We start from the raw sequence: 8826 nt of genomic DNA on the forward strand, positions 1-8826 counted from the left end.
CATACCCGATTTCCGATAACCACCCCTGACGGCCATGGGGTGGCCGTCAGCGCGCCAGCGTGATCTCGACCCTGTGCTGCCCCTCCTGAAGAGGGATGCGCAGTGGCAGGGGGGCGGGCGCCAGGAGCACGCCGTCGAGTCGAACGCTTCCCCCTTGCTGCCCTGATGGGGGCTCGGCACTCACCTCTATCCTGTAGTGGCAGTTCTCCAGGGTTATCGCCACGCTGAACCCGGGCCAATGGCTGGGCAGCCTGGGGGTGATGAGCAGAGCGTGCCCCTCACGTGTGATGCCCAGTATGCCGTCGAGCCCTGCCTGATACATCCAGCCTGCCGCCCCCGTGTACCAGGTCCAGCCACCCCGGCCCTGATGGGGGGCGACCGAGTAGATATCCGCCGCCATGACATAGGGCTCCACCTTGTAGCGCGCCATGGCCGAGCCATTCAGGGCGTGGTTGATGGGGTTGAGCAGGGCAAATTGCCGGCAGGCCTTGTCTGTCTCCCCCAGACGGGCGAAGGCCAGGACGGCCCAGACGGCGGCGTGGGTATATTGGCCGCCGTTCTCGCGAAGCCCGGGGGGATAGCCGCGAATGTAGCCGGGGTCCTGGGTCAGGGTATCGAAGGGCGGGCTGAACAGCAGGGAGAGGCCCTCCTCGTAGCGCACCAGATGCCGCTCCAGGGACTGCATGGCCATCCTGGCCCGGGCCGGATCGGCGGCGCCGGAGAGCACGGCCCAGGATTGGGCGATGGCGTCTATCTGGCATTCCGGGCTCTTTCTCGCTCCCAGCCAGGTGCCGTCGTCGAAGGTGGCTCGGCGATACCAGGCGCCATCCCAGGCGTGCTGCTCCAGGGCGGCCCCGACCCGCTCGGCGTGAGCCAGCCAGCGATCGGCACGGCCGTCGTGACGGGCCCGGGCCAGGGGGGCGAACAGGCTGATGGTGCGCAGCAGCAACCAGCCCAGCCAGACACTCTCTCCCTTGCCGGCACTGCCGACCCGGTTCATGCCATCGTTCCAGTCCCCCGACCCCATGAGCGGCAGCCCCAGGCTGCCGGTGAGCGCCATGGCCTGATCCAGGCCGCGAGCACAGTGCTCATAGAGGGAGGCGACCTCCTCGCAGACCTGGGGCAGGAAGAAGGCATCCTGCTGATCCGGCCCAAGGGAGGGGCCCTCCAGGAAGGGGATCTGCTCCTCGAGAACAGCGTCATCGGCGCTGCTGCGCACATAGGTGGCCGTGGCGAGTGCCAGCCAGACCCTGTCATCCGAGATCCGGGTGCGCACCCCCTGACCGGAGTGGGGCAGCCACCAGTGCTGCATGTCCCCTTCCACGAACTGGCGAGCCGCCGCCCGCAGCAGGTGTTGCCGGGTATCCCGGGGTGCGGCGAACCCCAGGGCCATGCCGTCTTGCAGCTGATCGCGAAAACCATAGGCCCCTCCCGCCTGATAGAAGGCGGAGCGGGCCCAGAGCCGGCAGGCCAGGGTCTGGTAGAGCAGCCAGCCGTTGAGCATGAAGTCCATGGCCAGATCGGGCGTCTTGACCTGCACGGCGCCAAGCAGCCCCTGCCATTGGGCTTCGACCTGTTCCAGTACCTCATCGAGATCCTGGCGATAGCGCAGTATGAGGGCACTGGCCTGCTCATCCGACTCCCCCTGACCGAGCAGCACCAGGATCTCCAGCCGTTGGCCCGGCGCCAGATCAACGTGAGTCTGCAGCGCCGAGCAAGGGTCTATGCCGGCCCCGGTTCTGCCGGACAGGGGTCGGCCGCCCTGTAGCGCCGCCGGGGCGGCGAGCTGGCCCTGATATCCGAGAAACTCGCTGCGATCGCCGGTCCAGCTGGTCTGTCTGCCACCGAGGTCGAGGAAGGCCACCCGCTCGGGGAAGGCGGCGTTCCAGGGATTGCGGGCCAGCATGGCCCCGGTCTGCTCGTCCATCCGGGTGGTGATGAAGGGGGCGCTGGCAGCGCGGGAGGCCCCCAGCACCCACTCCGCATAGCAGGTGATGCAGAGCCGGCGGGCGTTGCCGGTCAAATTGTGCAGCGTCAGGCGAGAGATCTTGACGGGGTCCGCCACCGGCACGTATTGCAGCAGCTCGCTGTGGATGCCGTGGGCCTGGTGCTCGAAGTGGCTGTAACCAAAGCCATGGCGGGCGACATACTGGCCCCCGTCGCGGATGGGCTGGGCTGTGGGGCTCCACAGCGCCAGGCTATCCTCGTCGCGAATGTAGATGGCCTCGCCGGCGGGATCCGTCACAGGGTCATTGGACCAGGGGGTCAGCTGGTTCTCCTTGCTGTTGTCGGCCCAGGTGTAGCCACTGCCGAGGGCGGAGGCCTGGAAGCCAAAGCCGGGGTTGGCGATCACATTGATCCAGGGGGCCGGCGTGGTCTGCTCGCCGCTGAGCAGGGTGACGTATTCGCGCCCCTCCCTGGCAAAGCCCCCCAGGCCATTGAAGAACGCCAGCTCCGGGTGATGGGGGGGCTTGATGGGCGCCTGGCCGTGGGCCTTGGCGGGGGTGACAGGGAAGGGCCGCGGTGGCGGCTCCTTGAGGCGGGCGAGCTGCTCTTGCAGGGGGCCGCGGCGCGCTATCAGCACGACCCGCGCCGCGGCGTACAGCAGCTCGCACAGCTCGCCGCTCATCAGGTCGCGGCGCACAGTGTAGATGGAGCCCTGGGCCAGCTCGGCATGGAAGCGCGGCCGGGACTGGCTGCTGCGCACTGCGGTGTCTATGCCGTTTTGCAGATCCTGCACATAGGTGGAGACATGCTCGTTCATGATCACCAGATCCACGGCCAGCCGCTTCATCCGCAGGTATTCGTGGGCCAGCAGCAGCTCATGCACCTGGGCCAGATCCTCCACATCGTCGATGCGCAGAAGCATGATGGGCAGATCCCCGGAGATGGACTGTTGCCAGAGGGCCGATTGCCGCGTCAGGCCACGGGCTATGGTGGCCGAGGCGGCGCGGAATCGGGCATCCCCATAGAGCAGGGGGGCGGCCAGCCGCTGGAAGTTGGCCCCGTCGGAGGGCTGGATGTTGAGATGGTGCAATTGCACCTGGGCCTGGGTCCAGGCCAGCGTCTTGGCCCGCTGGAAGGCGTGGCGGTTGTGATGCTGATCGATGAGATCGAGCAGTGCCGGTCGCGAGGGGGCCACCAGGGTCCAGAAGGCGACATGGGTGCTGCTGCCAGGCAGGACATGGACCCGCTGGCGCAGGGCGAAGATGGGGTCGAGCACTGTGCCCGTGGTGTTGGAGAGGGGGACATGGCGCTGCAAGGCGTGGGCGGTGGCCAGGGTGCGCCCCTGGCCGATGAAGCGGGCACGGTCGGATTCATATTGCAGGGTCCCGGCCAGATGGTCCTCGACGATGATGAAGTGGGCGGCCCACACCTCCTCCTCCTCGGGGGATCTGGGCCGCCGGGTGGCGATCAGGGCCCCCAGCTCTGCCAGGTATTCGGTGACCACAAAGAGCTTGCTGAAGGCCGGGTGGGCGCGATCCGCCTCCGGTGTGGTCAGCACCAGCTCGGCATAGGAGGTGAGCTCGATATGACGAAGGCGGCGACCGCGGTTGCTCAGGGAGATGCGCCTCACTTCCCCGTCCGCCTCACCGGAGACCAGCACCTCCAGGGTGGTGGTCAGGCGATCGTGATGATGAACGAACTGGGCGCGATCCTCGGCGAAAACCACCTCTCCCTTCGGATCCGAGTTGCCAAGAGGATGAGCGCAGGGGGACCAGGTCTCACCGCTCTGGACATCATGGAGAAAGAGGAAGGAGCCCCAGTGGTCGCGGGTGGCATCCTCCTGCCAGCGGGTGATGGCGATGTGGCGCCAGCGGCTGTAACCGGCCCCGGCCCCGGTGAGCATGACGCAGTAGCGGCCATTGGAGAGCAGGTGGGTGACAGGGGCTCCCAGGCTGGCCGAGGAGAGGCGGCGCACCGAGCTCACCTCGAAGCCGCCCTGGGTGAGGGAGGCCTTGATCTCGGCGGCGTGGGGCCGAACGATGGCCATGTCCTGGGGGATCCGCTCCTGCAGCAGCAGATCGCAGGCTTGCACCATGGGGTCTTCATGGAAACGGGCGCGCATCTGCCCCCCGTGGAGGGCGTTGGCGAGGGCCACTATGGTCATCCCCTGGTGGTGGGCCATGAAGCTCTGCACTATGGCAACCTGCTGGCTGTCGGGCAGGCGCGAGGGGGTAAAGTCGAGGGCCTCGTAGAAGCCGTAACGGCCGCGGCCTCCCATGGCGGCCAGCCGCTGGAAGTTTGCCAGGGCCGCCCCCGGGTTGATCATGGCGGCCAGCCCGGTGGCATAGGGGGCGACCACTTTGTCCTCGGCCAGCCCGCGTTTGAGGGCGAGCTGGGGGATGCCGAAATTGGAGTACTGGTAGGTGAACTCCATGTCCCTGGCGTTGTAAGCGGACTCCGAGATGCCCCAGGGGATGCCGAGGGCGTGGCCGTAGCGGATCTGGGCGTCGACGATCAGCCGGCTGGTCTGCTCAAGCTGCGAGCCGACCGGGGCCCGCATCACCAGGGCGGGCATCAGGTACTCGAACATGGAGCCGGACCAGGAGATGAGGGCGGCCCCTGTGCCCAGGGGGGTGGCCGCCCGTCCCAGCCTGAACCAGTGGCTGGTGACGATATCCCCCTTGGCGATGGCAAACAGGCTGGCCAGCCTCGCCTCCGAGGCAAGCAGATCGTAACAGCTGCCGTCTAGCCGGTTGTCGGAGAGGGAGTAGCCGATGGAGAGCAGGCGGCGCTCCTCATTGAGCAGGAACCCGAAGTCCATCCCCATGGCGAGGGCGCGGGCCTGGGCTGCCAGGGCGTGCAGTCGTCGCTGGCGCATCTCGGGGTCGGCGGCCTGATCCTGCAGATGTTCGGCCACCACCCGCTTGAGGGCCTCCAGCCAGAAGAGGAGCTCCTCCCCCTCCCGTTGACAGGCCTGCAGATCGAGCTGGTGCGCCGTGTGGCTGGCTTGCACCGTCAGCCGGGCGAGCACCGGGAGCTGGTGGGTTGCCGACAGGGGGCGGGCGAGCTGGCTACGGATTTCCTTGAGGTTGGCGCCAAGGGCCTGCACCTGGCCGCTCTCCTTCATGGCGTAAGCCTGCAGGGCCTGCTCCGCCAGCAGGCAGGTGTCCAGAATGCCGCTGCAAATGGCGCCGTCCCCCGTCTGTTGCTGCCAGCGATCGCAGCCGGTGGCGACCACCAGCAGGTGGCCGGCCAGGTTGCCGCTGTCCACCGAAGAGACATAGGCCGGCTCCAGGGTGAGCAGGCTGCGGGTATCGTACCAGTTGAAGAAGTGCCCCTTGAAACGGGGCAGACGCTGCATCACGGCCAGGGTGGTTTCCAGCCGCGTGAGGGTGGCGCAGCACCCGGCCCAGCCAAAATCATTGGCCGCCAGGGCGGAGAGCAGATAGAGCCCCATGTTGGTGGGGGAGGTGCGATGGGCGATGACCTCCTGCGGACTCTCCTGCACGTTGTCCGGCGGCAGCTGGTTGTCCAGATCGGTGACCAGGGTCTCGAAATAGCGCCAGGTCTGGCGGGCGACCAGGCGCAGCTCGGCGGCCTGGGCGGGAGTACAGCTCATCTGTCTGGCGAGGTCGGGGGGGCGGCTGGTCCAGTAGGCCACCAGCGGAGCCAGCAGCCAGAGCAGGCTGACCGGCAGCACCAGGGGCCAGGCGGTGGGGGTTCCCAGCAGGGTGAGGCCGCAGACCCCAATGGCCAGCACCACCCCGGCCGTCATCAGCCGATAAAACCCGGTCCAGGCCAGGCGCGGTGAACCCGAACTCTGGGCCGAGGTGGTCCACTCCAGCAGGTGGCGATGGGAGAGGAAGAGGCGAAACAGGGTGCGCACTATGGCATCCGTCATGCGCCAGGCCTGATCGGCCAGAAACACCAGGCTGAGCAGGGCCTGCATGAAGGCCCGTTGCAGCCGCTGGCCGACCATCCCCAGGTAGTGGCGCCACAGGATATCCCGCTTGTGAGGGATCAGGGTGAAGAGCAGCGGCAGGAAGAGGGGCAGGGCCAGGGCAGCGAACAGCAACAGGCTGGCGATTGTTGCTGTGCCTAGCGGCAACTGCCAGCCGGCCAGCAGCGCCAGCAAGGTGCTTGGCGCCAGCAGGGAGCGGCAGAGGTTGTCAAACATCTTCCAGCGCCCGATGAGCGGCAGGGCGTCCTGTCCGCGGCTGCGCCGGCAGATCCAGGCGAGCAACTGCCAGTCCCCTCGGGTCCAGCGATGCTGGCGCTTGGCACTGACGTCATAACGGGAGGGAAACTCCTCGACGACCTCGATATCCGAGGCGAGCCCCGCCCGGGCGAAGATCCCCTCGAACAGATCATGGCTAAGGTGGCTGTTGTCCGGCACGCGCCCCGCCAGGGCGGCGGTGAAGGCATCCACGTCATAGATGCCCTTGCCGGTGAAGGAGCCCTCCCCGAACAGATCCTGATAGAGGTCGGAGACGGTGGCGGCATAGGGATCCATGCCCCCGGGCCCCGAGTAGAGCCGCTGATAGTAGGAGCCGTCCTGACCCAGTGGCAGAGAGGGGGTGACCCGGGGCTGCAGTATGCCGTAGCCATGGGTGACACGCTGGCGCCCGGCGTCGAGGTGGGGGTGATTGAGGGGATGGGCCATCTTGCCAATCAGCCGGCTGGCGGCATCCCGTGGCAGGCGGGTATCCGCGTCCAGGGTGATGACATAGCGCACCCCCTGGGGGATGGCGGGGGGCTGGCCGTCCGTCGCCATGAAGCTGGTATCCGCCGCGCCGCGCAGCAAGCGGTTCAGCTCGTATAGCTTGCCCCGCTTGCGCTCCCACCCCATCCAGCACCCCTCGCCCGGGTTGAACCTGCGGTGGCGATGGAGCAGCCAGAAGCGATCCCCTGAGGGGCCAGGGCCATATTTTTCGTTGAGCCGGGCAATGGCCTGGCGCGCCGCCACCAGCAGGGCCTCATCCCCCGGCAGCCGCTCTTGCTGCGCATCCACACCGTCGCTGAGCAGGGCAAAGCTGATATCGCCGCTGACCCCGGAGAGATGATGCACCTCCAGCTGCTCGACCTGTGCCAGCAGCTCGGATGGCGACACCAGCAGGGTCGGCATGACCACCAGGGTGCGCAGCGAGGGCGGGATGCCGTGGGTGAGATCCATGGCGGGGAGGGGGCTGGGAACCAGGTGCGCGCTGATGAGGTAGTTGACCAGGGCCAGGGCCACGGCATGGGTCGGCAGGAGCGCAAACAGGAAGAAAAGCCCCATCCAGAGTGACCAGGGTTCATCTGGGGAGACCAGCAGGCGATGGCTCAGGGCCAGCAGAAAGAGGGTCAGCAAAGCGATGATGCCGATGTAACCCTGGATGCCGAGCCGGGCGTAAAAGCGGTGCAGGCGAAGGCGCAGGGGAGGGCGAAATCCGAGCTCGGCTTCGAGGGCGGGTCGCCCCTCTGCGATCAGGTGGTAGCCGGGCTCCGCGGCTCTTCGCCGGATCTCGTCCTGCTGCTCCTCCGGCTGGAGCCGGGTCGCGGCCAGGACCCTGGCCGTGACCGCCAGCTCGTCGTGGTCGGAGTAGCGGGCCAACTCTTCTATGGCCTGGCGATAGAGGTTGCGGGTGGGGAAGTCCATCTCGGCAAAGGGGCTCTCTGCGCGCAGCTGATGGTCTACCAGGCTCATCCCCTCGACGAGTTCACTCCAGTCCATGCCGGAGATGAGGCGCATGCTGGTGATGACGTTGCGAATGGTGACGTTGGAGGCGCCCTGGCGCTGCTGGGCATGCTGCACCACCTCCTCCACCGACAGGCCTTGCCGGGTGAGGCGCTCCTCCAGCCAGCCGAGGGCCGGTGTGGTGTTGGGATCCTGATCCCGCAGCTGTTTGACCAGCTGGGCGGCAAACAGCTCCGAGAGCGGGCCGCTCGCCCGGGAGGCGATGTCTTCGTTGAGCGCCGAGACGGCGCAGCCCTCCACGAGCAGCCGGGTGCAGAGGGCATCGGCATCGGCTCTGATCTGCTGGGCCAGGGTGATCTGCTCCACCAGGCGGCGCAGGTTTTCAATGAGCACGATCCTGAGGGTGATGGGCACGGCCCACAGCTCCCCTATGGTCAGGGGCTGCACGCGCTGGTAGGCGAGGATGAAGCGGCTCAGGATCTCGGCGTCGAAGTGGCTGTCGTTGTGGGCGATGAAGGCCCAGGCGATGCCAAAGACCCTGGGGTAGCCCGCGAAGGGGCCGGCGGCGAGCTTGGGCAACTGACGGTAGTAACCGCCGGGCAGGCTGTTGCGGATCTCGTAGAGCTGGGCCTCGACCAGGTGATAGTTGTCGAGGAACCACTCGGCCGCGTGGGTCAGATCATGACCCAGCTCGAGCTCGGCGGCGCTGCTCCGGTAGGCGCGAGAGAGCACTGCCTCGTTGGCCTTGAGCCGCAGATGCAGGGAGGGCACAGAGATGGGGGTCGCCGTCACCGGCTGCGCCTCGGCCAGGGTAGTGGCATGGAGCTCCAGCCGCTCTATGCCGAACAGCTCTTCACGAATGGGCTCCTTGCTCTGCCAGGGGTCGGTGGCGCTATGCACGCCAAGCCATCCGGCTAACCACTCATTCATGGGCCCTCTCCTGCTCGTTCAGGGCGGGGGCAGACTCGCCACTGCATGGCCGTTGGGACATGGACAATCCTCGCAGGCAAGGGGTGACGGGGCTGCTGTCATCGGCATGCCGGATGAAGTGAAAACCCCGCCCTGGTCATGGGCAAGGGGGGCTGCCACAGGGCCTGGGCTATGGGGCCCCGGGCCGGCAACCGCTATGGGTCGCCGCGCCCCCGGCATGACAAACGCAGGGGAAGGGGGCTGGCAACATTGAGACTATGGGGGGAGGGGAA

Annotated in this window: 1 protein-coding gene; it reads right to left on the reverse strand. The window is 67.3% G+C overall.

What is annotated here, in order from left to right; genetic code table 11:
* Positions 1-46 precede the first annotated feature (46 nt).
* Entirely contained in the window at positions 47-8554 is an 8508-nt protein-coding gene (locus AB5Y91_RS08705; RefSeq protein ID WP_368169560.1) for a glucoamylase family protein, read from the reverse strand.
* Between the last annotated feature and the right edge of the window lie 272 nt (positions 8555-8826).

Origin of the sequence: Aeromonas sp. R4-3 (assembly GCF_040908275.1) — a bacterium.
In the GTDB taxonomy this organism is placed as follows: Bacteria; Pseudomonadota; Gammaproteobacteria; order Enterobacterales; family Aeromonadaceae; genus Aeromonas; species Aeromonas rivipollensis.

Bases quoted from the DNA above. Each gene is read 5' to 3' on its own strand.
- AB5Y91_RS08705 (WP_368169560.1), bottom strand. From the start codon at position 8,554: ATGAATGAGTGGTTAGCCGGATGGCTTGGCGTGCATAGCGCCACCGAC.